Origin of the sequence: Georgenia satyanarayanai, from assembly GCF_023715365.1 — a bacterium.
GTDB lineage: Bacteria > Actinomycetota > Actinomycetes > Actinomycetales > Actinomycetaceae > Oceanitalea > Oceanitalea satyanarayanai_B.
In genome coordinates this window covers 128293-154297 of record NZ_JAMBNZ010000004.1, presented here as the reverse complement: position 1 = coordinate 154297, position 26005 = coordinate 128293, and the positions used below count along the sequence as shown (strand labels likewise).

Annotated in this window: 26 protein-coding genes; 20 read left to right on the top strand and 6 right to left on the bottom strand. The window is 73.4% G+C overall.

Annotated elements, in window-relative coordinates:
• Positions 1–19 precede the first annotated feature (19 nt).
• A complete protein-coding gene (locus M3148_RS06745; protein WP_251303918.1) occupies positions 20–712 on the bottom strand; it encodes a succinate dehydrogenase cytochrome b subunit in 693 nt (230 codons plus the stop codon).
• A 103-nt stretch (positions 713–815) separates the two neighbouring features.
• On the opposite strand from M3148_RS06745, the gene M3148_RS06740 reads away from it, so the two are divergent.
• The 11 genes from M3148_RS06740 (at position 816) to deoC (ending at position 12374) form a co-directional block, all read left to right on the top strand.
• Positions 816–1910, top strand: a complete 1095-nt coding sequence (locus M3148_RS06740) for a mannose-1-phosphate guanylyltransferase (RefSeq protein ID WP_251303917.1) — start codon at positions 816–818, stop codon at positions 1908–1910.
• A gap of 20 nt (positions 1911–1930) precedes the next feature.
• Positions 1931–3217, top strand: coding sequence for an amidohydrolase (locus M3148_RS06735; RefSeq protein ID WP_251303916.1), 1287 nt, complete (start codon positions 1931–1933; stop codon positions 3215–3217).
• Between the two features lie 152 nt (positions 3218–3369).
• Positions 3370–4494, top strand: a complete 1125-nt coding sequence (locus tag M3148_RS06730; RefSeq protein WP_251303915.1) for a BMP family lipoprotein — start codon at positions 3370–3372, stop codon at positions 4492–4494.
• A gap of 118 nt (positions 4495–4612) precedes the next feature.
• On the top strand, positions 4613–6190 hold the full coding sequence (locus M3148_RS06725) for an ABC transporter ATP-binding protein (RefSeq protein ID WP_251303914.1): 1578 nt from the start codon (positions 4613–4615) through the stop codon (positions 6188–6190).
• Positions 6187–7491, top strand: coding sequence for an ABC transporter permease (locus M3148_RS06720; RefSeq protein ID WP_440136906.1), 1305 nt, complete (start codon positions 6187–6189; stop codon positions 7489–7491). The genes M3148_RS06725 and M3148_RS06720 overlap by 4 nt, the downstream gene beginning before the upstream one ends.
• Complete coding sequence (locus M3148_RS06715; protein ID WP_251303913.1) at positions 7488–8765, top strand: ABC transporter permease; 1278 nt, start codon at positions 7488–7490, stop codon at positions 8763–8765. Before M3148_RS06720 ends, M3148_RS06715 begins: the two co-directional genes overlap by 4 nt.
• Before the next feature lie 42 nt (positions 8766–8807).
• Positions 8808–9215: a cytidine deaminase gene (locus tag M3148_RS06710; protein WP_251303912.1), complete on the top strand. Its 408-nt coding sequence runs from the start codon at positions 8808–8810 to the stop codon at positions 9213–9215.
• A 92-nt stretch (positions 9216–9307) separates the two neighbouring features.
• A complete protein-coding gene (locus tag M3148_RS06705; protein WP_251303911.1) occupies positions 9308–10597 on the top strand; it encodes a thymidine phosphorylase in 1290 nt (429 codons plus the stop codon).
• A gap of 91 nt (positions 10598–10688) precedes the next feature.
• Positions 10689–11396: a hypothetical protein gene (locus M3148_RS06700; RefSeq protein ID WP_251303910.1), complete on the top strand. Its 708-nt coding sequence runs from the start codon at positions 10689–10691 to the stop codon at positions 11394–11396.
• A 74-nt stretch (positions 11397–11470) separates the two neighbouring features.
• On the top strand, positions 11471–11677 hold the full coding sequence (locus M3148_RS06695; protein ID WP_251303909.1) for a hypothetical protein: 207 nt from the start codon (positions 11471–11473) through the stop codon (positions 11675–11677).
• Positions 11678–11714: 37 nt separating this feature from the next.
• Positions 11715–12374, top strand: a complete 660-nt coding sequence (gene deoC, locus M3148_RS06690) for a deoxyribose-phosphate aldolase (RefSeq protein WP_251303908.1) — start codon at positions 11715–11717, stop codon at positions 12372–12374.
• Between the two features lie 88 nt (positions 12375–12462).
• Here the strand turns inward: deoC and M3148_RS06685 are convergent, their stop codons facing one another.
• Positions 12463–13098 (bottom strand): O-methyltransferase, encoded by a 636-nt coding sequence (locus M3148_RS06685; protein ID WP_251304100.1) that lies wholly within the window; start codon positions 13096–13098, stop codon positions 12463–12465.
• A 126-nt stretch (positions 13099–13224) separates the two neighbouring features.
• On the opposite strand from M3148_RS06685, the gene sigE reads away from it, so the two are divergent.
• The 4 genes from sigE to M3148_RS06665 are packed head-to-tail and all read left to right on the top strand — an operon-like array spanning position 13225 to position 16665.
• Complete coding sequence (gene sigE / locus M3148_RS06680; RefSeq protein WP_251303907.1) at positions 13225–13785, top strand: RNA polymerase sigma factor SigE; 561 nt, start codon at positions 13225–13227, stop codon at positions 13783–13785.
• Entirely contained in the window at positions 13782–14618 is an 837-nt protein-coding gene (locus M3148_RS06675) for a zf-HC2 domain-containing protein (protein ID WP_251303906.1), read from the top strand. The genes sigE and M3148_RS06675 overlap by 4 nt, the downstream gene beginning before the upstream one ends.
• A gap of 37 nt (positions 14619–14655) precedes the next feature.
• Complete coding sequence (locus M3148_RS06670; protein WP_251303905.1) at positions 14656–16326, top strand: S1C family serine protease; 1671 nt, start codon at positions 14656–14658, stop codon at positions 16324–16326.
• A 21-nt stretch (positions 16327–16347) separates the two neighbouring features.
• Positions 16348–16665: a twin-arginine translocase TatA/TatE family subunit gene (locus M3148_RS06665; RefSeq protein ID WP_251303904.1), complete on the top strand. Its 318-nt coding sequence runs from the start codon at positions 16348–16350 to the stop codon at positions 16663–16665.
• Between the two features lie 111 nt (positions 16666–16776).
• Here the strand turns inward: M3148_RS06665 and M3148_RS06660 are convergent, their stop codons facing one another.
• The 3 genes from M3148_RS06660 to M3148_RS06650 all read right to left on the bottom strand — a co-directional run bounded on the left by M3148_RS06660 (position 16777) and on the right by M3148_RS06650 (position 19781).
• Positions 16777–17898, bottom strand: a complete 1122-nt coding sequence (locus tag M3148_RS06660) for an Mrp/NBP35 family ATP-binding protein (RefSeq protein WP_251303903.1) — start codon at positions 17896–17898, stop codon at positions 16777–16779.
• A 94-nt stretch (positions 17899–17992) separates the two neighbouring features.
• Entirely contained in the window at positions 17993–18490 is a 498-nt protein-coding gene (locus tag M3148_RS06655; RefSeq protein WP_251303902.1) for a DUF1003 domain-containing protein, read from the bottom strand.
• Positions 18483–19781, bottom strand: a complete 1299-nt coding sequence (locus tag M3148_RS06650) for a magnesium transporter MgtE N-terminal domain-containing protein (protein WP_251303901.1) — start codon at positions 19779–19781, stop codon at positions 18483–18485. Before M3148_RS06650 ends, M3148_RS06655 begins: the two co-directional genes overlap by 8 nt.
• 108 nt (positions 19782–19889) lie before the next feature.
• Between M3148_RS06650 and M3148_RS06645 the strand changes: the two genes are divergently transcribed.
• Positions 19890–20612, top strand: a complete 723-nt coding sequence (locus M3148_RS06645; RefSeq protein ID WP_251303900.1) for a general stress protein — start codon at positions 19890–19892, stop codon at positions 20610–20612.
• On the top strand, positions 20609–21412 hold the full coding sequence (locus M3148_RS06640; RefSeq protein WP_251303899.1) for a sugar phosphate isomerase/epimerase family protein: 804 nt from the start codon (positions 20609–20611) through the stop codon (positions 21410–21412). Before M3148_RS06645 ends, M3148_RS06640 begins: the two co-directional genes overlap by 4 nt.
• Positions 21413–21529: 117 nt before the next feature.
• On the opposite strand, the gene M3148_RS06635 is transcribed toward M3148_RS06640, so the two are convergent.
• Complete coding sequence (locus tag M3148_RS06635) at positions 21530–22864, bottom strand: APC family permease (protein ID WP_251303898.1); 1335 nt, start codon at positions 22862–22864, stop codon at positions 21530–21532.
• An 87-nt stretch (positions 22865–22951) separates the two neighbouring features.
• On the opposite strand from M3148_RS06635, the gene M3148_RS06630 reads away from it, so the two are divergent.
• Genes M3148_RS06630 through M3148_RS06620 form a run of 3 tightly spaced genes read left to right on the top strand, consistent with a single transcriptional unit; the run spans position 22952 to position 25962 of the window.
• The gene (locus tag M3148_RS06630; RefSeq protein WP_251303897.1) at positions 22952–23104 is read left to right on the top strand and encodes a hypothetical protein; all 153 of its coding nucleotides are present in this window, start codon (positions 22952–22954) and stop codon (positions 23102–23104) included.
• Between the two features lie 12 nt (positions 23105–23116).
• On the top strand, positions 23117–24334 hold the full coding sequence (locus M3148_RS06625; protein WP_251303896.1) for a zinc-dependent alcohol dehydrogenase: 1218 nt from the start codon (positions 23117–23119) through the stop codon (positions 24332–24334).
• Entirely contained in the window at positions 24331–25962 is a 1632-nt protein-coding gene (locus M3148_RS06620) for an NAD-dependent epimerase/dehydratase family protein (protein ID WP_251303895.1), read from the top strand. The genes M3148_RS06625 and M3148_RS06620 overlap by 4 nt, the downstream gene beginning before the upstream one ends.
• Positions 25963–26005 lie beyond the last annotated feature (43 nt).

Here is a 26005-nt window from a genome sequence, read left to right as displayed (position 1 = left end):
GATGCACTACTCCGCGGGTCTAGACGAGCCCGAAGGCGATGGCGAGCGGCGGGACGAGGAAGCCGACGACGACGAGGATCGCGACGGCCAGGGCTACTGCCTTGATCATCGGCTGGCGCGTGCGGTTGGACCAGCCGAGGGTCTGCGTGGCGCTCCAGATGCCGTGGCGCAGGTGCATGCCCAGGGCCACCATCGCGACGACGTAGATCGCGACGAGCCACCACGTCTCGAAGGCGGCGACGAGGCGGTCGTAGGGGCTGTCGAAGGAGCCGCCGACCTCGATCGTCAGGGTCGTGAACTGCAGGATGTGGAAGACGATGAACAGGAGCAGGGCCAGGCCGCCCCACATCATCGTCCGCGAGGACAGGCTCGAGGACACCGACTTCTTCATCACGTACCTCTGCGTGCGGGCCGCGCGCTTGCGCCGCGTGAGCACGGTCGCGGACCACACGTGGAGCACGAGGCTGACGATGAGGCCCAGGCGCATGACCCACAGGAAGCCGGACTCCGGCAGCATCGGCTCGCCGAGCACCCGCAGGTGGTGGGCGTAGTCGTCAAAGGCCTGCTGCCCGGACAGCGCCTTGAGGTTGCCGTACATGTGGGCCAGCACGAAGAGCAGGAAGATGACGCCGGTGACCGCCATGACGAGCTTGAGGGCGACCGACGTGCGGCGGCCCTTGACCTGCCGCGCTGCAGTATGAGTGGTGGACACACGAGCATGGTATCCACGTCGTGGACATTCTCGGGACCATGGGCCCGGGACACGGGCACACGTGTCCGGCAGGGAGGACGGTCCCGCTGTCTAGGCTGCCGCCATGAGTTCTGACCCGATTCCCGGCTTCCACGCCGTCGTGCCCGCCGGCGGCGCCGGCACCCGGCTGTGGCCGCTCTCACGCCGCGCGCACCCCAAGTTCCTCCTCGACCTCACCGGCAGTGGGCGCACGCTCCTCCAGGGCACCTGGGACCGGCTCGCGCCCCTGGCCGACGGCGTCACGGTCGTCACGGGTGAGGCGCACGCGGCCGCGGTGCGCGAGCAGCTCCCGGACCTGGCCGGGCACGCGCTCCTCGCCGAGCCCTCGGGCCGGGACTCGATGGCCGCGATCGGGCTCGCGGCGGCGCTCCTGCGCGAGCGGCACGGCGACGTCGTCGTCGGCTCCTTCGCCGCCGACCACCTCGTGCGCCGGCCCGAGGCCTTCGCTGCCGCTGTCCGCGAGGCCGTCGCGGCGGCGCGCGCCGGGTACGTCGTGACGATCGGGGTGGAGGCCGACCATCCCTCGACCGCCTTCGGCTACGTCGAGTCCGGGGCGCCCCTCGGGGTCGCGGGTGCCCCCACCGCGCTCCACGTCGCCTCCTTCGCCGAGAAGCCCGACGCCGAGACGGCCGCCGCGTACCTGGCCACCGGGCGGTACCGGTGGAACGCGGGCATGTTCGTCGTGCGCGCCGAGGTGCTGCTCGAGCACCTGCGCCGGCTCCAGCCCCCGCTGCACGACGGCCTCCTCGCCATCGCCCGCGCCTGGGACGGGCCGGACCGGGACGAGGTCCTCACCCGCGAGTGGCCGCGCCTCACCCGCATCGCCATCGACCACGCCGTCGCCGAGCCCGTCGCCGCGGACGGCGGGGTGGCGGTCGTGCCCGCGGAGCTCGGCTGGGACGACGTCGGGGACTGGCGCTCGCTCGCGACGCTGCTCCCCGCCGGCCCCGACGGCGTGCGGACGCTGGGCGAGGGCCGCGCCCTCGCCGCCGACAGCGCCGGCGCCGTCCTCGTCCCGGCCACCGGCCGGCTGGTCGCGGTGCTCGGAGTCCCGGGCGCCGTCGTCGTCGACACGCCCGACGCGCTGCTCGTGACGACGACCGCCCAGGCCCAGCGGCTCAAGGAGGTCGTCGACGTCCTGCCCGACGCGCTCCGCTGAGGCGCGCTAGGGTCGCTGAGGTGAAGGACGTCCCCCAGGCTGACCGCATCGTCGAGCTCGCTGCCGAGCTGGAGCAGGAGCTGGTCGCGATCCGGCGCCAGATCCACGCCAACCCCGAGCTGGGCTGGATGGAGCAGGAGACGACCACCCTCCTGTTCGACCGGCTCACCGCCGCGGGCCTGTCCCCGCGCCGCACCAAGGGCAGCGGGCTGGTCTGCGACATCGGCCCCGACCCGCGCGAGCGGGGACGACGGCGGATCGCCCTGCGAGGTGACATCGACGCGCTGCCCGTGCCCGAGACCACCGGGCTGCCCTTCCGCTCCCGCCGCCAGGGCGTCTCGCACGCCTGCGGCCACGACGTCCACGCCAGTGCCGTCCTCGGGGCCGGCCTCATCCTCGCGCGCCTCGAGGAGGAGGGGCAGCTGCCCGTCGGTGTGCGCCTCATCCTCCAGCCCGCCGAGGAGGTCCAGCCGAGCGGCGCCAGGGAGCTCCTCGACCAGGGCGTCCTCGACGGTGTCGAGCAGATCTACGCCCTGCACTGCGCGCCGAAGATCGCCTGCGGAAAGATCGGCTCACGCATCGGCCCGATCACCGCGGCGTCGGACAACGTCACCGTGACCGTCCGGTCCGCCGGCGGACACACCTCACGCCCGCACCTCACCGGTGACGTCGTCTATGCCCTGGGGCACATCATCACCCAGCTGCCCGCCGTGCTCGACCGGCGCCTGGACCCCCGCTCCGGGGCCAACCTCACGTGGGGTGCGGTCAACGCGGGCCGGGCGCCGAACACCATCCCCTCGGTCGGCAGCGTCACCGGGACGCTGCGCTCGCTGGACGTCGAGACCTGGGAGCGGGCCGGCACGCTCGTCGACGACGTCGTCGCGGACCTCCTGTCCCCGCTCGGGGTCGAGGTGGAGCTCAAGCACCAGCGCGGCATGCCGCCCGTCGTCAACGACGAGCAGTGCGTGCGGCTGCTCGACGGCGCCACCCGGGAGGTCGTCGCCGACGACGCCGTCGTGCTCACCGAGCAGTCGCTGGGCGGGGAGGACTTCGCCTGGTACCTCTCGCGCGTGCCCGGGGCGATGGTGCGACTGGGCACCCGCGCGCCCGGCGGGGCGGCGCACGACCTCCACCAGGGCGACCTCGTCGTGGACGAACGCGCGATCAGCATCGGGGCGCGGGTGCTGGCCCGCACCGCGCAGCGTGCCGGCTACGAGCCGCGGGTCGCGGCGCAGCCCCGGCCCGGCTCCCGGGGCGGCGCGCCCGTCCTGTCCGGCCGCGGGCCCGCGGCCGTGCGCGCGCGTTAACAACGTTTGTGTAACAGAACATAGACACATCTCACCATGCGGCCACTCTCGCGGCCGCGGAGGCTTACAGTCGGCCGTACGCAGCCGATAGGTCGCGGTGGACGCCTCCATCGTCCGCCGACCCCGGCCTCAACCATCCCCAGGAGACAAGCGTGAAGAAGACGATCTACGCGACCGCTCTCGTGGCCGTCGCCACGCTGGCACTCGCGGCGTGCGGCGACGCGCCGGAGGACGACAGCACCGAGCCCGCCGGCGAGGCCACCACCGAGGCGACCACCGGGTCCGCCGAGGAGGTCGACTACCTCGCCTGCCTCATCTCCGACCAGGGCGGCTGGGAGGACCAGTCCTTCAACCAGTCGGCCATGGAGGGCGGCATGCGCGCCGAGGAGGAGCTCGGGATCCAGCTCAACGACGCCGAGTCGCAGTCGGACGCCGACTTCGGCCCGAACGTCGACTCCATGGTGCAGCAGGGCTGCGACATGACCATCGGTGTCGGCTTCCTCCTCGAGGACCCGATCCAGACGGCCGCCGAGGCCAACACGGACGTCAACTTCGGCCTCGTCGACGCGACGTTCTCCGACCCGGGTGAGGGCGCCGATGCCGCCCCGGTGCCGGTCGAGCTGCCCAACGCCGCGCCCATCATCTTCAACACGGCCGAGGCCGCCTACCTCGCGGGCTACGTCGCCGCGGGCATGAGCGAGACCGGCACGGTCGCGACCTTCGGTGGCCTGCCGATCCCGTCCGTCAACATCTTCATGGACGGCTTCGTCGACGGCGTCGCGAAGTTCAACGAGGACAACGACGGCGACGTCCAGGTTCTCGGCTGGGACAAGGAGGCGCAGGACGGCACGTTCTCCGGCGGCTTCGAGGACCAGGGCCAGGGCCAGGCGCTGACCGAGCAGTTCATCGCCCAGGGCGCCGACGTCATCATGCCGGTCGCCGGCCCCGTCGGCCTGGGTGCGGCCGCCGCCGCCGAGAGCGCCGGCAACGTGTGGGTCGTCGGTGTCGACTCCGACTGGACCGCCTCCACCGACTACGCCGACATCGTCCTGGCCTCGGTCGTCAAGGAGATCGGGGCGGGCGTCTTCGAGACCATCAAGTCCGGCCTCGAGGGCAGCTTCACCGGCGAGCCCTACATCGGTGACCTCGCCAACGGCGGTGTCAGCCTTGCCACCGGCAGCGCGGACATCCCGCAGGAGCTCCTCGACCAGGTCGAGGCCCTCCAGGAGCAGATCGTCTCGGGCGAGCTCGCCGTCGAGACCGTCAACGCTCCCTGACCCACCACGCGCAGTGACGGCCCGGCCCGTGGCCGGGCCGTCACCGTCTGCCCGCCAGGACGCCGCGGCGTCCACCCCTCCGGCCGCGTCGCCGCGGCCCGCTACCGATGGAGCGGATGTGAAGCTCGAGCTTCGCGGCATCACCAAGCGCTTCGGCCCCCTGGTCGCCAACGACCACATCGACCTCGTCGTGGAGCCCGGGGAGATCCACGCGCTGCTCGGTGAGAACGGGGCCGGCAAGAGCACGCTGATGAACGTGCTCTACGGCCTGTACGACCCGGACGAGGGGCAGATCCTCCTCGACGACGAGCCCGTCACCTTCTCCGGCCCCGGCGACGCCGTCGCCGCCGGCATCGGCATGGTCCACCAGCACTTCATGCTCGTCCCGGTCTTCACTGTCGCCGAGTCGGTCGCCCTCGGCTACGAGCCGACCGGGCCCCTGGGCATCATCAGCCGGCGCGAGGCACGCAAGCGAGTCAAGGAGATCTCCGACCGCTTCGGCTTCGACGTCGACCCCGACGCCGTCATCGAGGACCTGCCCGTCGGCGTGCAGCAGCGCGTGGAGATCATCAAGGCCCTCTCCCGCGAGGCCAAGGTGCTCATCCTCGACGAGCCGACGGCGGTGCTCACGCCCCAGGAGACCGACGAGCTCATCGCGATCATGCGCCAGCTCAAGGCCGAGGGCACCTCGATCGTCTTCATCACGCACAAGCTGCGCGAGGTCCGGGCGATCGCCGACTCCATCACCGTCATCCGCCGCGGCACGGTCGTCGGCGAGGCGAGCCCCGCGAGCTCGGAGACCGAGCTCGCCTCCCTCATGGTCGGGCGCTCGGTGAGCATGGCCGTCGACAAGGACCACGCCGCACCGGGGGAGGAGTCCTTCGTCGTCACCGACCTGTCGGTGCTCGACGGTAAGGGGCAGGTCGCCGTCGACCGGCTCGACCTCACCGTGCGGCACGGGGAGATCGTCGTCGTCGCCGGTGTCCAGGGCAACGGCCAGACCGAGCTCACCGAGACGATCCTCGGACTCGTCGAGCCGGTCTCCGGCTCGATCGTCCTGGACGGCAAGGAGCTCGTCGACGCCTCCGTCAAGCAGCGGCTGCGCGCCGGCATCGGCTTCGTCCCCGAGGACCGCTCCACGGGCGGGGTCATCGCCGGCTTCACCGTGGCCGAGAACTTCATCCTCGACCTGTACGACACCGCGCCCTTCGCCGCCTTCGGCAGTCTCAAGCCCGCTGTCGTCGAGGACAACGCCCACAGGCGCGCCGAGCAGTTCGACGTGCGCCTCACCTCGGTGCACGACCCCATCTCCACGCTGTCCGGCGGTAACCAGCAGAAGGTCGTCATCGCGCGCGAGATGTCCCGCCCGCTGCGCCTGCTCGTCGCCTCCCAGCCCACCCGCGGCGTGGACGTCGGGTCGATCGAGTTCATCCACAAGGAGATCGTCGCCGAGCGGGACAAGGGCACCCCGGTGCTCATCGTCTCGACCGAGCTCGACGAGGTCATGGCCCTGGCCGACCGCATCGCCGTCATGTACCGCGGGCGGGTGGTCGGCGTCGTCCCCGGTGACACCGACCGCGACGTCCTCGGCCTCATGATGGCCGGCGTCCCCTACGAGGAGGCGCTGTCCCAGGCCGCCCAGCACCGCACCGCGATGTCCGCGGCGGACGACATGAGTGAGGAGACCGCGCCGTGACCGAGGACGAGACCCGGCGCCCCGCCGAGCACCCCGGTGACATCATCGCCCAGGCGGAGGAGTCCCCGGCGTCGGCCCGGCAGGTGCCGGACGGGGAGCCCCGCACCCGCACCGCGCAGTTCGTCCGGGACATCCTCTCGGGCGGCTGGCTCGTCACCGCCTTGGCGATCGTCGTCGCGCTCGTGCTCAGCGGCATCCTCATCGCCGCCGCCGACACCCGCGTTCAGGACACCGCCGGCTACCTCTTCGCCCGCCCGATGGACTTCGTCGGTGCCGTGTGGGACGCGGTCTCCCGGGCCTACGCCGCGCTCTTCCGCGGCTCGATCTTCGACTACCAGGCGGAGACCTTCACCCGCGCGATCCGCCCGCTGACGGAGACGCTCGTCTTCTCCGTGCCGCTGATCTTCACCGGTCTGGGCATCGCCATCGCCTTCCGCGCCGGGATGTTCAACATCGGTGGCCAGGGCCAGATCATCGTGGGCGCGATCCTCGGTGGCTGGATCGGCTTCTCCCTCGAGCTGCCCGTCGTCCTCCACGTCGTCCTCGCCGTCCTCGGCGCGGTGCTCGGTGGCGCGATCTGGGCGGGCATCGCCGGTGTCCTCAAGGCCCGGACCGGGGCCAACGAGGTGATCGTCACGATCATGCTCAACAACATCGCGGTGTACCTCATCGGCTGGGTCCTCACCCAGCCCGCGTTCCAGCAGAGCGGCTCGGCGCTGCCGCGCTCGCCCAACGTGCGCGACACCGCGCTCTACCCGCTGCTGCTGGGGGAGGGCTTCCGCCTCCACTTCGGCTTCATCCTCGCCATCCTCGTCACCGCCGCCGTGTGGTGGCTGGTGGAGCGCTCGACCTTCGGCTTCGAGCTGCGAGCCGTCGGCGCCAACGCCGAGGCCGCCCGCACGGCGGGTGTCTCCGTCGCCAAGGTGACGATCGTGGCCCTCGTCATCGCCGGTGGCCTCAGCGGCCTGGGCGGGTCGGCGCAGGTGCTCGGCACCGAGCAGATCCTCACCGCCGGTGTCGCGGCGTGCTACGGCTTCGACGCGATCACCGTGGCACTGCTCGGGCGCGCCACCCCGTGGGGCACCTTCGCCGCGGGCCTGCTCTTCGGGGCGCTCAAGGCCGGTGGCTTCCTCATGCAGTCCACCACCCCGACCCCGATCGACATCATCCTCGTCGTCCAGTCGGTCATCGTGCTGCTCATCGCGGCCCCGCCCCTCGTCCGGGCGATCTTCCGCCTGCCGGCACCGGACCGTTCGCGCGGGAAGTCCACCGTGCTCGCCGCCAAGGAGGCCTCGGCATGAGCCACTCCACGCTCACCCGCCCCGACGCCCGTGACTCCGTGGTGCTGCCGCCCGTCAAGTGGCGCGGTCCAGGCTTCATGGCCGTCTTCACGCTCATCTCCCTGCTCGGCTTCACGCTGTTCACCGAGTCGGGCACGACGACCTTCCGCACCGCCACGGGTGGGGAGCTCGCCGAGATCCCCAACACCGAGGTCCCGACCGTCCCGGCGCTGTGGGTGCTCACCCTCGTCATGGCCGCCGTCACGGGCTACGCGGCGTACCGCGCCACGCGTCGCCAGCCGCTGGGCTGGTGGCCGCCGGCGCTCTTCGGTGCCGCCTTCGTCCTCGCCTTCCTCACCTGGCAGGGCATCGGGGGCACCATCCCGGTGACCTCCCTGCTCACCGGCGCGCTCGCGCTGTCCGTGCCGCTCGTCTTCGGTGCACTGTCCGGGGTGATGTGCGAGCGCTCGGGCGTCATCAACATCGCGATCGAGGGCCAGCTGCTCGGTGGCGCCTTCCTCGCGGCGATCGTCGCCTCGATGACGACGAGCCCCTACCTCGGCGTCGTCGCCGCGCCGATCGCCGGCGCGCTCGTCGGTGTCCTGCTCGTCTTCTTCAGCGTGAAGTACTGGGTGGACCAGATCATCGTCGGCGTCGTGCTCAACGTGCTCGTCCTCGGTGTCACGAGCTTCTTCTTCTCCACCGTGCTCAGCGAGAACCCCGGGCTCAACCAGCGCCAGCGGCTGCCCTCCCTGCCGGTGCCGCTGCTCTCGGACATCCCGGTCATCGGCCCGGTGCTGTTCGACCAGAACATCCTCGTCTACCTCATGTACGCCGCCGTCGTCGCGCTGCAGCTCTTCCTGTTCCGCAGCCGGTGGGGCCTGCGGGTGCGTGCGGTCGGCGAGCACCCCAAGGCCGCGGACACCGTCGGCATCGACGTCATCCGCACGCGCTGGGTCACCCCGATCCTCGGCGGCGCGCTCGCCGGGCTGGGTGGCGCCTTCTTCACGGTGGGCTCGGGCCTCGCGTTCGGACGCGACATGTCCGCCGGGAACGGCTTCATCGCGCTGGCGGCGATGATCCTCGGCCGGTGGAACCCGCTCGGCGCGCTCGCCGCGGCCCTGCTCTTCGGCTTCTCGCGCAACCTTGCGAACATGCTCAGCGCGATGGGCGGCAGCGGCATCCCCGGGGAGTTCCTCCTCATGCTGCCCTACGTCGTGACGATCTTCGCCGTCGCCGGCTTCGTCGGCCGGGTGCGCGCACCCGCCGCGGAGAACATCCCCTACGTCAAGTAGCCCGCCCGCTCGCGCAGCGCACCCACCAGGAGGAAGCCCGAGATGACCGACGACGCCACCTGGGAGCGCCTGCGCGAGCTGGCACGGGGGATGGTCGCCCGCGCCTACGTCCCCTACTCCACCTACCCCGTGGGCGCGGCCGCGCTCGTCGACGACGGCCGCACCGTCACCGGCTGCAACGTCGAGAACGCCTCCTACGGCATCGGCCTGTGCGCCGAGTGCGGCCTCGTCTCGGCGCTGCACGCCTCCGGCGGCGGTCGGCTCGTCGCCTTCACCTGCGTGGACGGTGAGGGGCGGGTCATCGTGCCCTGCGGCCGTTGCCGCCAGCTGCTGTGGGAGCACGGCGGGCCCGAGCTTCTCGTCGAGACGCCCACCGGCATCCACCGGGTGACCGCGCTCCTCCCCGAGGCCTTCGGCCCCGGCCACCTCGAGGAGTGGACGGCCCGGTAGGGCGGTCCCACGGCGGCGGAGCGTCGCCGGTCCCGCGGGCGCGTCCCGCCCCGCTGTCGGCGCCCCTGGGCGCCTCGTCCTAGGGTGTCACCATGACCGAAGCCTTCGATGTCGTCGACCTCATCCGGACCAAGCGCGACGGCGGCGGCCTCGCCGCCGCCGAGATCGACTGGGTGATCGACGCCTACACCCGCGGCATCGTCGCCGACGAGCAGATGTCGGCGCTGGCGATGGCGATCTTCCTGCGCGGCATGGACCGCGACGAGATCTCCCGCTGGACCGCCGCGATGATCGCCTCCGGCAGCCGCATGGACTTCTCCGGCCTGTCCCGCCCCACCTCCGACAAGCACTCCACCGGCGGCGTGGGGGACAAGATCACCCTCCCGCTCGCCCCGCTCGTCGCCGTCTTCGACGTCGCCGTGCCCCAGCTCTCGGGCCGCGGCCTCGGCCACACCGGCGGCACCCTCGACAAGCTCGAGGCCATCCCCGGCTGGCGCGCCGACCTCGACAACGACGCGATCCTGCGCCAGCTCGAGGACGTCGGCGCGGTCATCTGCGCGGCCGGCACCGGCCTGGCCCCGGCGGACAAGAAGCTCTACGCGCTGCGCGACACCACGGGCACCGTCGAGGCCATCCCGCTCATCGCCTCCTCGATCATGAGCAAGAAGATCGCCGAGGGCACCGACTCCCTCGTCCTCGACGTCAAGGTCGGTTCCGGCGCCTTCATGAAGGACATCGACGCCGCCCGCGAGCTCGCCCGCACCATGGTGGCCCTCGGCAGCGACGCCGGCGTGCGCACGACGGCCCTCCTCACCGACATGTCCACCCCGCTCGGCCTCACCGCGGGCAACGCCCTCGAGGTCCGCGAGTCCGTCGAGGTGCTCGCCGGTGGCGGCCCCTCCGACGTCGTCGAGCTCACCGTCGCGCTGGCCCGCGAGATGCTCGACGCCGCCGGCCGCACCGACGCCGATCCTCGCGCGGCGCTCGAGGACGGCCGCGCCATGGACGTGTGGCGCCGCATGATCAGCGCCCAGGGCGGGGACCCGGACGCGGCGCTGCCCACGGCCAAGGAGACCGAGACGCTCACCGCCGAGGCCGACGGCGTCGTGGGCCGCCTGGACGCCTACGCCGTCGGCGTCTGCGCGTGGCGCCTGGGTGCGGGCCGTGCCCGCCAGGGCGACGCCGTCCAGGCCGGCGCGGGCGTCGAGCTGCACGTCAAGCCGGGCGACACCGTCCGCGCGGGCCAGCCGCTGCTCACCATGCACACCGACACCCCCGAGCGCTTCGACCGGGCCCGGCAGGCCCTCGAGGGCGGGATCGACATCGGTGCGGGCGACGGCGCGGCCAAGGGGGACGTCGTCCTCGAGAAGATCGCGGGCTGACGTGGCACCGTCGTCGTGGCACAGGTGGCAGCTGACGGCACCGCTGGCGGCGCTGAGCCGGCCCGTGCGCACGCCCTCCCGCGTGCCTCACGTGACCGAGGGACCGGCTGCCGCGGCGGGCACCGGCGTCACCGAGCCCGCGGACGGGCTGCCCGTCCTCCTCGGCGGTGCCCGGGCCCGGCAGGTCGACGGGACGACGTGCGGCTCGGCCGTGCTCGTCATGCTCGCCGCCACCGGTGACCCGGCCCTCGCGCAGTGGCTGGAGACGGGGGGGCCGCCCGCCGGCCCGCGCCCGCCGGAGGTGCCCGAGGAGGACGTCGCCGGCGGCGCGGAGGAGCGCTTCGCCGCCGCCCAGCAGCGGGTGAAGGCCGCGACGGGCCGGCGCGCCCTCGGTCCGCTGCCCTGGCCCACCAGTCTCGGCACGCCGCCGTGGACCGCGGCGCGCGAGGCCCGCTTCCCCGGGCTGCGCTACCGGGTGCGTCCGGTCGACGACACCACCGAGGACGGCGCCACGGTGCTCGGGCTGGTCGAGGGCGCCAACCGGCGCGGGCACCCCGTGCCGCTGTACACGGGCGGGGACGTGCGCGGCGGCCTCGCCCACGCCGTCCCGCGCCACGTCGTCCTGGCCGTCCCCCCGCCGCCCGGGGCCGCGGTCCCCGGCACGCTGCGCGTCTACGAGCCCTCGCGCGGAGCGGTCTTCACCGTGCGGTCCGCGGACCTGCTCGGCCGGACCGAGGCGATGCCCGCGCTCGGCGGCTGGACGCACGTCGTCGCCGCGCTGCTGCCCGTCCCCGCCTGAGCCGCCCACCCTGCACGTCGCCCGCCGACGGGCCACACTGGGAGGCCCGTCCAGTGACCCGAGAGAGGGAGACGATGAGCAACCCCGTGAGCCCGCCCCCCGCCGAGGACCTGCCCGACCCCGAGGAGGCTGTGGCCGCCCTCGACCCCGAGACCGGTGAGGACTACGACCCGCCCGAGGTCGTCGACCCCGACCGCGAGGCCGCCGAGGCCGACCAGCTCGAGCAGGTCATCGAGGTCCCTGTCGACGACGACGACCCCGCCGAGGGCCCGGAGGCGTAGCGGATAGGCTCGGTCCACCGAGTCCAGGAGGAAGTACATGACCACCCGTCACGCCGTCGCCCAGATGATCGACCACACGCTGCTCAAGCCCGAGGCCACCCGCGAGCAGGTCGCGGCGCTCGTCGAGGACGCCCGCGAGCTCGGCGTCCTCGCCGTGTGCGTCTCGCCGTCCCAGCTGCCGCTGGAGGACGCCGAGGGCCTCGTGGTCGCCACCGTCTGCGGCTTCCCCTCCGGTGCTCACCACAGTGAGGTCAAGGCGGCCGAGGCCGCCCGCGCGGTCGCCGACGGCGCCGACGAGGTCGACATGGTCATCAACCTGGGCGAGGCGCTCGCCGGGAACTGGGCCGCCGTCGAGGCGGACATCGCGGCGGTCCGCGCGGCCGTGCCCGCTCCCGCCGTCCTCAAGGTCATCATCGAGTCCGCCGCCCTGGACGACGAGCAGATCATCGCCGCCTGCCGGGCCTCGGAGTCGGCCGGCGCGGACTTCGTCAAGACGTCCACCGGCTTCCACCCCACCGGGGGCGCCAGCGTCCACGCCGTCGAGCTCATGGCCCGCACCGTCGACGGCCGCCTCGGGGTCAAGGCCTCCGGCGGCATCCGCGACGCCGCCGCCGCGCAGGCGATGATCGAGGCCGGCGCCACCCGCCTCGGCCTGTCCGGCTCAGCCCCCATCCTCGCCAGCCTCCCCGACGCCTAACCCCCCAAAGTCCGCATATGCGGGATTTCTGCGGCTCGAGCGCACGCCCGGCCGCAGAAATCCCGCATATGTGGGGTGGTTGGGCGGGTTAGCGGCGCCGGACGGCGGCGAGGAGGCCGGTGCCCGAGGGGAGCAGGGCCGCGGTGAGACGCTCGTCGGCGCGCACCGCCTTGCCCAGCTCGCGCATCGCGACGGTCGACTCGTCCCGGCGGGCGGGGTCGGCCACGCGGTCGTGCCACAGGGTGTTCGTCACGGCGAGCACGCCGCCCACCCGCAGCATCCGCGTCGCCTGCTCGACGTAGTCGGCGGCCTCGGAGGGGTCGGCGTCGACGAGCACGAGATCGTAGGCGTTGTCCGCCATCCGGGGCAGCACGTCCATGGCGCGCCCGGAGATGAGGCGGGTACGAGCCGACTTCACGCCCGCCGCGGTGAAGGCCTCACGGGCGGCGCGCTGGTGGTCGGTGTCGACGTCGATGGTCGTGAGGACGCCGTCCGGGCTCATCCCCCCGAGCAGCCACAGCCCGCTCACGCCCGTGCCCGTGCCGATCTCGACGACGGCGCGCGCTCCGGCGGCGGCCGCCAGCAGTCGCAGCGCCGCACCGGTTCCCGCGCTCACGGCCGTGGCGCCGAGCTCCTCGGCACGACGGCGGGCGGCGGCGGTGACGTCGTCCTCCGGGACGAACTCCTCGGTGTAGGCCCAGCTGAGGGCCTTCTCGGCAGCGATGGTGGTGCCTCCTGGGTGCGCACGGACGAGGGTCGCCCTGATCGTAGCGCCCGCCGCTCCGCTCCCAGGTGCTCCCCAGGTTCGCTCCGTATCCTGGCCTCCAGACCGCACGGAAGAGGCCGCCGCATGACCGCTCAGGACGAGACACCGTGGACCGTGCCGTCGTGGGAGGAGATCGTGCGTGACCACTCCGCGCGGGTCTATCGCCTCGCCTACCGGCTGACCGGCAACAAGGCCGACGCCGAGGACCTCACCCAGGAGACCTTCATCCGGGTGTTCCGCTCGCTGCACTCCTACCAGCCCGGCTCCTTCGAGGGCTGGATCCACCGCATCACGACCAACCTCTTCCTCGACGGCGTCCGCAAGCGCTCCCGCGTCCGCCTCACCCACCTCGGGGAGCACGCCGAGGACGTACCCGCCTCGCACGAGCAGCACGACCTGCACCGCCGCTACGAGCACGGGCACGTCGACCCGGACATCCAGGAGGCCCTGGACGCGCTGCCGCCGAAGTACCGCGTGGCCGTCGTCCTGTGCGACGTCGAGGGCCTGTCCTACGAGGAGATCGCCGCGACCCTCGGGATCAAGATGGGCACGGTGCGCTCACGGATCCACCGCGGCCGCGCCATGCTCCGCGACCGCCTCGGCCACCTGCGCCCCGGCACCGTGGACAGCGAGGTGCTCTCGTGAACCACCTCGGGTCCCGGGTCGCCCCGCTCGTCGACGGCCAGCTGCCCGCCGCCGAGGCCGAGGAGCTCCTCGCCCACGCCGCCGTCTGCGCGCGCTGCCACTGGCTGCTCGGCCAGGAGCGCTCCTCGCGGACGATGCTCAGCCAGGCGTGGGACGTCGAGCCCGGCCCCGAGCTCACCGCGCGCCTGCTCGCACTGTCGCCGGGCCCGGAGGAGCCTGCGCCGCGTGGGCGACGTCTCCTGCTCGCGGTGGTGGGTGCAGGCGGGCTCGCGGCTGCGTGCGCCGTCGGGCTCGTCGTCGTCGGGAGCATGTCCGAACCGCAGGCGGACCCGCACGCCATCCTCGACGTCGTCTCCGGCAGCGTCGGTGAGCGTCCCACGGAGCTGAGCGACGCGGGCGGCGAGGTGAGCGGGGACGTCGTCGCGTGGATGGCCGAGCACGGGTGGAGCGCGCCCGAGTCGCTGCCCAGCGGCATGCGGGTCGTGGACGTCGCCGTCCACGAGACCGCGGGCGGTGAGGTGCTCGAGGTCGAGATCGCCGGGGCCATGGCGCACGTGCGGATCCTCCAGCAGCGCGGCGTGCTGCCGGGCGAGGCCGCCGAGCAGCTGCAGACCGGGCTCGTCGGCCAGCGGGACGCGTTCTTCCTGCCCAGCGGGGTCCACGACCTCGCCCTGCAGAGCGAGGACTGCGTCGTCGTCGTCCTCGCCGCTCCGGACGATGCCCCCGCCAGCGACGCCATCCTCGCCGCCCTGCCCGACGGCGACTACGACACCTCGGTCGGTGCTCGGTTCTCGCGCGGCTGGGACACCGTGACGGAGTGGGCGCTGGGCTGAGGCGGCCCGCGCCCCGATCTGGGAGGAGACTGTGCCCATGAGCGAGCGACCCGACGAGCACGAGCACGGCTACCCGCCCTCGCCCGCGCCCCGGCCCGAGCCGTACAGCGTGGACGAGGTGGCCGACGACGGCGCCCCCGCGACGCAGTGCCTCGCCGCACCACCGGCCGGCACCCCCGAGCCGGAGCAGCCCGGCGACGAGCGCCGCGAGGAGTCGTCCCGCGACGACGCCTGGTGGCGGCCCAGCGCCCCCGCACCGCAGCCGCCGTCCCCCGCCGACACCGGCCACGACGGCCAGCGGCTGCCGTGGTCCTCGCCCGACGGCGCGTGGCCCCTCACCCGCGGACAGGGCTACGCGTCGGCGTCCGCGCCGGCCTCGCCCCCCAGCGCTACGACGGCCGGCTATGCGCCGGCGTCCGCGCCCACGGACCAGGCGGGCTACACGTCCGCACCCACGAACCAGGAGGGGGCCCCGGCCCCCGGCTACGCCCCGGCGGCCGCGCCCACGGGCGGTGCCTCGCCGGCCCAGCCCTACGCGTGGCCCGCGCCCGGCTCGTGGTCGGGTGGAGCGCCCGCCGAGGCCGCCGCCGGCCGGCAGCCCCGCGGGCGGCGCCGGCGGGGAGTGGGGGCCGGCGTCGTCGTCCTCCTCGTCCTCGTCGCCCTGCTTGCAGGGCTCGTCCTCGGGGCGCTCGGTGCGCGGTGGCTGTGGCCCTCGACGTCCTCCGGCTCGGCGCTGCCCGCCTCGGGCAGCACCGTGTCGACGAGCCGGGCACCGGAGTCGGTCGCGGGCATCGCGGCCGCCGCGCTGGAGAGCACGGTGTTCATCGAGGTCTTCGGCGGGGACACCGCCTCCAGCGGCAGCGGGATGGTGCTGCGCGAGGACGGCTACCTCGTGACGAACAACCACGTCATCGACGCCGCGGCGGACGGCGGCGGCACCGTCGCCGTCACCCTCGCCGACGGCGCCCAGCTGCCCGCCGAGATCGTCGGCCGCACCGCCGACTACGACCTCGCCGTCCTCAAGGTCGACCGGGACGGGCTGACGCCGCTCCAGCTCGCGGACTCCGACGCCGTCGTCGTCGGGGACCCCGTCGTCGCCGTCGGCGCCCCGCTCGGCCTGGAGGGCACGGTGACGAGCGGGATCATCTCCGCCCTCAACCGCCCGGTCCAGGCCGGCGGATCGGGGGAGGGCGCCTCGTTCATCAACGCGATCCAGACCGATGCCGCCATCAACCCGGGCAACTCCGGCGGGCCGCTCATCAACACGGCGGGTGAGGTCATCGGCATCAACACGGCGATCGCCCAGGCGGGCGGCCAGCAGACCGGGAGCATCGGCCTCGGCTTCTCCATCCCCTCCAACCAGGTGCGCCGGACCGCCGAGCAGATCATCGAGACCGGCCGGGCGACGTACCCCGTCATCGGGGTCGCGCTCGACACCCGCTACCAGGGCGAGGGCGTGCAGGTGCTCGAGGACGGCGCGGGTGCCTCGACGCCCGCCGTCACGCCCGGCGGGCCGGGGGACGAGGCCGGCATCGAGCCGGGTGACGTCATCACACACTTCGACGGGCAGCCGGTGACGACGCCCTCCGAGCTCATCGTCGCGGTCCGCTCCCGCGCGCCGGGCGACACGGTGGTCCTCACCGTGCGACGCGACGGCGGGGAGGAGCGCGAGGTCGAGGTCGTCCTCGACGAGGCCGGGAGCGACTAGCGAGCGGCCTATCCTGGGGGCGTGCCGATCAACGGGTCCGAGCTAGCGGTCATCGCGCTCCTCGCGGTCGTCCTCATCGGTCCCGAGCGGCTGCCGGAGTACGCGCAGCAGCTCGGGCGGCTGGTGAGGAACCTGCGCCGGCTCACCACGGACACGACCGACCGAGTGCGCGCCGAGCTGGGCCCCGAGCTCGGCGACCTCGACCTGCGCTCGCTCGACCCGCGCCAGTACGACCCGCGGCGCATCGTCCGCGACGCCCTGCGCGAGGACGACGAGCGCCCGGCGCGGGCCCCGAGGGCGCCCGGAGGCCGGGCCCCCTTCGACGACGAGGCAACGTAGGGCGGCACGTTCCCGCATCGCCTTGAGGGCCCGCTTGCGTCGTCCTTCCCGGTCAGCGCTCGCGACAGTCCCCACCCCTGAGGGAGCCGAAGGGGCGACCGACCGGCAGCGTCAGAGCGGGCTGATGCCCAGGGAGCGTCCGGCGAGACCGCGGGCCCGCTGGCTCAGGCGCTTGGCGACGCCGCGCAGGGCATCGGCGGCGGGGGAGTCGTCGTCCTGGACGAAGGGCCGCCCGGAGTCCCCTCCCTCGCGGAGCTTGATCTCCAGCGGCACCTGGGCGAGCAGGGGGACGTCGTAGCCGAGGCCGGCCGAGAGGTTGTCGGCCACCTGCTGGCCGCCGCCGGAGCCGAAGAGCTCCACGCGCTGGCCGTCGGGCTGCTCGAGCCACGACATGTTCTCGATGACCCCGACGACGTGCTGGTTCGTCTGCCCGGCCAGGGACCCGGCGCGCTCGGCCACCTCCGCGGCCGCGGACTGCGGCGTGGTGACGACGAGGAGCTCGGCGTTCGGCAGCAGCTGGCCCACGGAGATCGCGATGTCACCGGTGCCGGGCGGCAGGTCGAGGAGGAGGACGTCGAGGTCGCCCCAGAAGACGTCGGCGAGGAACTGCTGCAGCGCGCGGTGGAGCATCGGCCCCCGCCACACGATCGGACGCCCGGGAGGGGCGAACATGCCGATCGAGATAACCTTCACGTCACCGGCGACCGGCGGCAGGATCATGTCCTCGACCTTGGTGGGAGCGTGCTCGACGCCGAGCATGCGGGGGATGGAGAAGCCGTAGATGTCGGCGTCCACGACGCCCACCTTGAGGCCCTCGGCGGCCATCGCGGCGGCAAGGTTGGCCGTGACGGAGGACTTGCCCACCCCGCCCTTGCCCGAGGTGACGGCGTAGACACGGGTGAGGTTGCCCGGCTCGGAGAACGGGATGGTGGGCTCGGCGACGCCGCCGCGCAGCTGGGAGCGCAGCGACTTGCGCTGCTCCTCGCTCATGACGCCCATGTCGACGCGCACGTCGGCGACGCCCTCCACCCGCTGGGCGGCGGCGGTGACGTCCTTGGTGATCGTCGAGCGGAGCGGGCAGCCCGCGGTGGTGAGGTCGATCCCGACGACGACGTCGCCGCCGTCGACCTCCACGGACCGCACCATGCCGAGCTCGGTGATGGGGCGGCGGATCTCGGGGTCGAGAACCTTTTCCAGCTCGGTGCGGATCGCTTCGACGGTGGGGGCAGACATACCCCCATGGTAGGTCGCCGCAGGGCGGGGTCCAGCGGCCCGAGGTCCCTGTGACCGCTCGCACCCGACGGCGGCAGGCGCCTGCGGGGGGCCCTCAGTGGGCGCGTTCGCGCTCCTCGTCCTCCTCCCGGAGCTCCTCGAGCACACTGCGCAGCTCGGAGCGCACGAAGTCGCGGGTGGCGACGTCACCGAGCGCCAGACGCAGGGCGGCAAGCTCACGGGCCAGGTACTCGGTGTCGGCGAGGTTGCGCTCGGCGCGCTGCCGGTCCTGCTCGGCGGTCACCCGGTCGCGGTCGTCCTGCCGGTTCTGGGCCAGCAGGATGAGCGGGGCCGCGTAGGACGCCTGGAGCGAGAGCATGAGGGTGAGCGCGGTGAAGCCGAGCGCCGCAGAGTCGAAGCGCAGCGGCTCGGGCCCCCACGTGTTCCACGAGAGCCACACGACGACGAAACCCGTGAGGTAGACGAGGAAGCGCGGCGTGCCGGTGAAGCGGGCGATGGCCTCGGCGGTGCTGCCGACGGCGTCGGAGTCGACCCGGGGCCGGCGCAGCCAGCGTCGGCGGGTGGGCAGTGGCGTGTCGAGCCGCTCAGCCATGGGCACTCCTCGTCATCGCGGTGTCGGTCGCCTCGGTGTCGGCGTCACGCCAGTCGTCGGGCAGCAGGTGGTCCAGGACGTCGTCGACGCTCACCGCGCCCAGCAGGCGGCGCTCCTCGTCGACGACGGGGAGCGCGGTGAGGTTGTACGTCGCCAGCAGACGGGTGATCTTGCCGATGCCCGCGTGCGGCCCGACGGTCTCGATGTCGCTGTCGAGCATCGAGCCGAGCTGGGCGCTGGGCGGCTCGCGCAGCGCGCGCTGGATGTGGACGACGCCGAGCAGCCGCCCCGAGGGGGTCTCCAGCGGTGGACGCACGACGAAGACCATCGTGGCCAGCGCCGGGGTGACGTCCAGGCGCCGGGCGCTGGCGAGCGCGGCGGCGACGGTCGCCTCCGGGGGCAGGATGATCGGCTCGGTCGTCATGAGGCCGCCGGCGGCGCGCTCCTCGTAGGCGATGAGGCGGCGCACGTCCTCGGCCTCCCCGGGCTCCATGAGGTCGAGCAGGGAGCGGGCGACGTCGGGCGGGAGCTCGTTGACGAGGTCGGCGGCGTCGTCGGGCTGCATGACGTCGAGGACGTCGGCGGCGCGGTTGGCGTCCAGCCCCGAGACGATCGCCACGCGGTCGTCCTCGCTCAGCTCCTCGAGGACGTCGGCGAGGCGGTCGTCGGACAGCTCGGCGGCGACCTCGATCTGCCGGTCCGGCGGGAGGTCGTGGAGGACGTCGGCGACGTCGGCGGGCTTGAGGTCCTCCATCGTCGACAGCAGGGTCGTGGCGGGCTGGGGTCCGGCGTCGCCGGAGAGGTCGACGACGTCGCCGACGTCGACGATGAGCTGCTCCCCGCGGCGGCGCCGCAGCCCCCGGCTCGCCCCGCTGCGCTCGACGAAGAGCTGGGTGACGAGCCAGTCGCGGTTGCGCTGCTGCTCGATCGCGACGTCGGTGATGACGGTGGGGCCGCTGCCGTCGGCCATCGTCACCCGCCGGTCGACGAGCTGGCCGACGACGAGCGTCTCGCTGGCACGCTGGGAGAAGCGGCGGATGTTGAGCAGACCGGTCGTGATGACGGCCCCGGTGCTGATGCTCACGACCCGGCTCAGCGGGAGGAACACCCGGCGCTTGCCGGGCACCTCGACGACCAGGCCCACCGCCCGTGGCAGCGAGCTCGTGCGGACGAGCACGACGACGTCGTGCACCTTGCCGACCGGGTCGCCGAGCGGGTCGAAGACGTTGGTCCCCGCCAGCCTGCCGACGAAGACCCGGGTGGGCGCGCTCCTGCTCGCGGGTGTACTCACGCCGCCAGCCTAAGAGCAACGACCCCGGCCCGCCGCGCCCGTCATCGTCCGGGGCCGCGGCCGGGGGCGCGCGTAGCGGACCGAGGGCGGACGGGAGACAATCGGCCCATGGCCTTCTCCAGCAGCAGGGGTGGCGTGCCCCCGACGCCGACCCTCCCCACCGGCGTCCAGATCGCCGCCTTCGACACCTACCTCGAGGCCCAGCGTGCTGTCGACCTCCTCTCCGACAAGGAGTTCGAGGTCCAGCACACGACGATCGTCGGCACCGACCTGCGCATGGTCGAGCGCATCACCGGACGCCTGTCCTACCCGCGGGTGGCGCTCGCGGGCGCGATGTCCGGCGCGTGGTTCGGCCTCTTCGTCGGCCTCCTCTTCGGGCTGCTGTCCGAGGGCAGCACCCTCGTCATGCTCCTGCCCGCGCTCGTCATCGGCGCGGCCTTCGGCATGCTCTTCGCGCTCGTCTCCTACGCCTTCACCGGTGGCAAGCGCGACTTCACGTCCTCCAGCCAGGTCGTCGCCAGCCGCTACGCGCTGCTCTGCGAGCAGAGCCGCGTGGGCGAGGCGATGCGCCTCCTCGGTGAGGCCGGCATCCGCACCCGCGTGGGGACCGACGCCACGTGGCAGCAGCCGGCGCCCGCCGTCCCGCCCGCCGCCGGCTCCTACAGCGCCCAGCAAGCCCCGCAGCCCGGCCCGGTCGGCGCGCCGCCCGCGGACGCGCCGCCCCAGGCGCCCGCGCGCAGCTTCACGCCGCTGGAGGACGAGCACGGCAACCCCCGGTACGGGCAGCGGCGGCCCGCGGCGCCGCAGGACGGCGAGGAGCGCACTTCGTGAGGGTCCCCCCGATCCTCCTGTCCACGTCCTCGTGCTACCCCAGCAGCACGGAGTCCTGCTTCGCCGACGCCGCGCGGCTCGGCTACGACGGCGTGGAGGTCATGGTCTGGAAGTGGCCCGAGACGCGTGACGCGCGGCGGCTGAGCGAGCTGGCCGAGACCTACGGCGTGCCCGTCATGTCGATCCACTCGCCCACCCTGCTGCTCACCCAGCGCGTGTGGGGCACCGACCCGTGGGGCAAGATCGACCGCTCCGTCGAGCTCGCCGAGGCGGTGGGTGCGGAGGCCGTCGTCGTGCATCCGCCCTTCCGCTGGCAGCGCGACTACGCGGCGGGCTTCGTCGAGGGCATCGCCCGCCGCCAGGCGGCGACGGAGGTCAAGCTCGCCGTCGAGAACATGTTCCCGTGGAAGGCACGGGCCAAGGACGGCTCGCGGACCAAGGAGCGCCACGCCTACCTGCCGCACTGGGACCCCGTGGGCCTGGGCTACGAGCACGTCACCCTCGACCTGTCCCACGCGGGTGTGGCCGGGCAGGACTCCCTCGAGGTCGCGCGACGGCTGGGCGGGCGCCTGGCTCACCTCCACCTCACCGACTCCACCGGCTCCAACCGGGACGAGCACCTGGCGCCCGGCCGGGGCAGCCAGCCCTGCGAGGAGGTGCTGCGCGCCCTGCCCGAGCTCGGCTTCACCGGTTCGATCGCCGTCGAGGTGACCACCCGCAAGATGAAGCCGGACGAGCGGGAGGCGGCGCTCGTGGAGTCGCTCGCCTTCGCCCGCGAGCACCTGCCCAGCCTCGCCTGACCGCGGCTGCCGGTCGGCCCCGCCGTCGGCGATCCGCACCGAGTCCCCGACACGTCCCGCGAGACGCCCGGGAGTGGCCCGGCCCGGACGCCCGGGCCGGGCCACTGCCCTCACGCGTCAGCGGGAACGGTCGGCGGGACCGGCCTCGGCGCGGTCGGTGTCGCGCACCCCGCGGGTGACGAAGTACAGCACGACGCCGATCGCGACCATCCCCAGGCCGAGCAGCCACACCTGCAGGGACTGCTGGCTCAGCAGCACGGCGCAGGTGATGAGCGCGAGGACCGGCAGCACCTTGGGCGTGCGGAAGTGGTCGTGCTCGACGGAGTCCTTGCGCAGGACGAGCACCGCGAGGTTCGTGCTGACGAAGACGATGAGCAGGAGGAGCACGACGGTCTCGGCGAGCATCGCGAGATCCCCGATGATCGTGAGGCCGGCCGCGACCACCGTCGTCACGACGATCGCGAGCCACGGGGTGCGGCGGTTGGGCAGCACCTTGGTGAGCACCGAGGGCAGCAGGCCCTCGTCCGCCATGCCGTAGACGAGCCGGCTCGACATGATCATCGTGAGCAGCGCGCCGTTGGCGACGGCGACGAGCGCGATGACCGAGAACAGCCAGTCGGGGACGCCCACACCGGTGGCCTCGACGACGTCGAGCAGCGGGCTGGAGGAGCCGGACAGGTCCTCCGGCGGCATGATGAGCGCCGATCCGATGCCGATGAGGGCGTAGACGATGCCGGCGACGCCGAGGGCGCCGAACAGGGCGCGCGGGTACACGCGGCTGACGTCCTGGACCTCCTCGGCGACGTTGGCCGAGACCTCGAAGCCGACGAAGGAGTAGAAGGCGAGCAGGGCGCCGGCGAGGATCGCCGTCCCGGCACCGGTCCCCGGCGGGAGCTCGACGAGACGGGCCGGGTCGCCTTGCCCGCTGCCCGCCGCGATCGCGACGGCGACGATGACGAGGACGAGGCCGGACACCTCGATGACCGTCATGACGACGTTCGAGCGCACCGACTCCTTGATCCCCCGCGCGTTGAGCAGGGCGAGGAGGACGAGGAAGACCGGCGCGGCGATGCGGGTGGGCACGTCGACGAAGGTGGCGAGGTAGTCGCCGGCGAAGGCGATGGACAGGCCCGCGGCGCTCGTCACGCCGGCGGCCAGCATGGAGAAACCGACGACGAAGGAGACGATGGGCCGCTTGAAGGCGCGCTGGGCGAAGATCGCCGCACCGCCGGCCTTGGGGTACTTCGTGACGAGCTCGGCGTAGCTCGCAGCGGTGAGTAGGGCCATGAGCAGGGCCACCATGAGCGGGGCCCACATCATGCCGCCGGACTCGGCGGCCAGCTCCCCCACGAGCGCGTAGATCCCCGCGCCGAGGACGTCACCGAGGATGAAGAGGAACAGGAGCGCGGGCGTGATGCGTCGCGCGAGACGGGTGGTGTCCGCGGAGGTCATCGCCACAGGATCGAGCCGGTGGGGGGACTCGGCAAGCGGGGCGTCCTCGGCGTGCGAGCCCTGCGGGCCGGTGGAATGGTGAGAAGCATGAGCGAGAACACACCGAACCCGTCCGAGCAGCCCTACGACCCCGCCAAGGACCCCGACGCCGACCCCGAGCAGCTGGAGCACGAGGAGCCCTTCGACCAGCCCTCGCAGGCGGAGGGCGACGACACCGCCGGCCCCACCTCCTCGAGCTGACGGGAGGCACCTGTGCGCGCACTCACCTGGCAGGGCCGGGAGAAGGTCAGCGTCGAGGACGTCCCCGACCCCCGGCTGCAGCACCCCACCGACGCGATCATCAGGATCACCTCGACTGCGATCTGCGGGTCGGACCTGCACCTGTACAGCGTGCTCGGCCCCTTCCTCGACTCCGGCGACGTCCTCGGCCACGAGCCGATGGGCATCGTCGAGGAGGTCGGCAGCGAGGTCACTTCGCTCAAGGCCGGTGACCGCGTCGTCGTCCCCTTCGTCATCGCCTGCGGCTCCTGCTGGATGTGTTCGCAGGGTCTGCACTCCCAGTGCGAGACCACGCAGGTACGCGAGCACGGCAAGGGTGCCTCCCTCTTCGGTTACACCAAGCTCTACGGCCAGGTGCCGGGCGGGCAGGCCGAGTACCTGCGCGTGCCCTTCGCGGACGTGGGCCCCGTCGTCGTGCCCGACGACGGCGAGCCGGACGAGCGCTACCTCTACCTCTCCGACGTCGTCCCCACCGCCTGGCAAGCCGTCGAGTACGCGCAGGTGCCACCCGGTGGCACGGTCGTCGTCCTCGGGCTGGGACCGATCGGGCAGCTGAGCGCCCGGATCGCCCGCCACCGCGGCGCCGAGCAGGTCATCGGTGTCGACCTCGTCCCCGAGCGGCTGGAGATGGCCCGCCGCCACGGCATCGCCACCATGGACCTGCGCGGGGTCGACGACGTCGCCGCCGCCGTCCGCGAGCTCACCCACGGGCGCGGCGCGGACTCCGTCATCGACGCCGTCGGCATGGAGGCGCACGGCTCACCCGTGGCCAAGGGCGTGCAGGCCGGTGCCGGGATGCTGCCCGACGCTCTCGCGCGGCCCCTCTTCACCAAGGCCGGCATCGACCGGATGGCCGCGCTGCACGCGGCCGTCGAGATCGTCCGCCGCGGCGGCACGATCTCCCTGTCCGGCGTGTACGGCGGCGCCCAGGACCCGATGCCGATGCTCGACCTCTTCGACAAGCAGGTGAACCTTCGGATGGGCCAGGCCAACGTCCACCGCTGGATCGGTGACGTCCTGCCGCTCGTGAGCGACTCGGCCGACCCGCTGGGCGTGCTCGACCTGCGCACCCACCGGATCTCCCTCGAGGACGCCGCCCACGGCTACGACATCTTCCAGCGCAAGGACGACGGCGCGATCAAGGTGGTCCTCGACCCGGCGATGCCGTCGAGCCAGGCGGGTGCGCGATGAGGGTCGCGGTCGTCGGCGCCAGCGGCAACAGCGGCACCGCGCTCCTCCACGCCCTGCGCGAGGAGGCGCAGGTGACCGAGGTCGTCGGCATCGCCCGACGGCGCCCGGACGACACCGCCGCGCCCTACGACGTGGCCCGGTGGGAGCAGGTCGACATCGCCGCGCCGGTGGCGCTCGCCGACGGCGAGGACTTCGTCGTCGACGAGCTGGCCCGGGCGCTGGAGGGCGTCGACACCGTCGTCCACCTCGCCTGGCTCATCCAGCCCAACCACGAGCGGGACCTGCTCCGGCGCGCCAACGTCGACGGCACCCGTCGCGTCGTCGAGGCCTGCCTGCGGGCAGGGGTGGGCCACCTCGTCGTCGCGTCGTCGGTGGGCTCCTACTCCCCGGTGGACGACGACGAGCGGCGTGACGAGTCGTGGCCCGCCCACGGCAGCGCGACGACCTCCCACTACGCCGTCGACAAGGCCGCCCAGGAGCGGATCCTCGACGAGGCAGAGGCCGCCGGGCTGTCCGTGGCCCGGGTGCGGCCCGCGCTCGTCTTCGACGCGGACGCCGGCGCCGAGATCATGCGCCTGTTCCTCGGCGCGCTCGTCCCGGCGGCGCTCCTGCGCCCCGGCGCACTGCCCTTCCTCCCGCTGCCCGCCGGGCTACGGCTCCAGGTGGTCCACGGGGACGACCTCGCCGACGCCTACCGCCGCATCATCGTCCAGGGCGCGACCGGTGCCTTCAACATCGCCACCGAGCCGGTCCTCACCGGCACGGACCTCGCCGAGGTCCTCGACCACGGCCGAGTCATCGAGGTGCCGCCGGCGGCGCTGCGGCCCGTCGTCTCCCTCGCCTGGCAGGCGCGTGCGCTCGCGGCCGACGCCGGCTGGCTCGACATGGCGATGAACGTCCCCCTCATGGACACGACCCGGGCCCGCACCGAGCTTGGCTGGGAGCCGAGGGGCGAGGCGAAGGAGACGCTGCGCGAGCTCCTCGTCGGCATGGTCGAGGGCCAGGGCACCCCGAGCCCCCAGATGCGGCCGCGCGAGAGCTGGCCCCAGGACCAGCTCCCGCCGGGCTCGGTCCCCGCGGACGGCGTCATCGCCGGGGCCGAGGAGGACTCCGCCGCGCACCGGGTGCCGGCGCACCTGGAGCGCGACATCCTCGGGCTGTACCTCTCCGACCACCTCACCGGTGCGACGGCCGGCCTGGAGCGCTCGGAGCGGATGGCCGCGGACTACGCGGACACCGACCACGGCGAGGAGCTCGCCCGGGTGGCGCTGGAGATCCGCGAGGAGCGCGAGCTGCTCGTCGACCTCATGGACTCCCTGTCCCTCAGGCGCCGCCCGCACCGGCAGGCGGCGGCGTGGGTGGCCGAGCGTGCGGGCCGGCTCAAGGTCAACGAGCGGCTCAGCGGCTCACCGATGACCCCGGTGCTCGAGTCCGAGCTCATGCGCAGCGCCGTCATGGGCAAGCTCGGCCTGTGGCAGACGCTCGTCGAGCTCTCACCGGACCTCGGGCTGCCCGCCCCGATGTTCGAGGCGCTGGCCCAGCAGGCCCGGGACCAGGCCGAGACCTACGAGCGCTTCCACCAGCACATCATCGGCACGGCCTTCCGCCGCCAGGGCGAGACCGAGTAGCCCCCGCCCCACCCCCCCGTTCGCATATGTCGGAAAATCGCGG